1 protein-coding gene is annotated in these 669 nt (G+C 37.1%); it reads left to right on the top strand.

The window, feature by feature from the left end:
- On the top strand, positions 1-638 hold a 638-nt coding region (locus BACCOPRO_RS16860), incomplete at its 5' end, for an IS4 family transposase (protein ID WP_008145561.1).
- Positions 639-669: the final 31 nt, after the last annotated feature.

Genomic DNA, 669 nt, shown 5'->3' on the forward strand with positions numbered 1-669 from the left:
ATGTAATACCTTATGAGTCTGGCTCTTTCTATGTTTTCGACCGTGCATATAACGATTATCATCGTCTCTATAAGATACATATGATGGATTCGTTTTTTGTTGTACGGGCTAAAACAAATATTAAGGCGAAAGTACTCAAATGGAAACGACGTTTACCTAAGAATATACAGTCAGACTGTGAGATTGAACTTACCGGTTTCTATACCCAAAAATCATACCCTGAAACGATTCGTTTGGTGAGGTTTTGGGATGAAGAAGACGAAAGGGAGTTCATTTATCTTACAAATGCAAAACATATTCCAGCCTTACAGGTAGCGGAACTTTACAAGAATCGTTGGCAAGTGGAACTGTTCTTTAAATGGCTCAAGCAACACCTTAAAATAAAGAAATTTTGGGGTACTTCCGAGAACGCTGTAAAGATACAAGTCTACTCAGCAATCATTGCCTACTGTCTTGTAGCTATCATGCAACATGATATGAAACTGGATAGATCGACATACGAGGTTCTACAAATTCTTGGCATTTCTCTTACGGACAAGACTCCATTAAGGGAGCTCTTCAGCAAAACTAAATTCAATGATGTCAAAGGACAAAGCGGTCTTGATGGACCAAATTTATTTAGTAATTATAATTTTTAACTCGTCCTCTAATTTTTAGTGGACACTAGTG

This window comes from Phocaeicola coprophilus DSM 18228 = JCM 13818 (assembly GCF_000157915.1).
GTDB classification, from domain to species: Bacteria; Bacteroidota; Bacteroidia; order Bacteroidales; family Bacteroidaceae; genus Phocaeicola; species Phocaeicola coprophilus.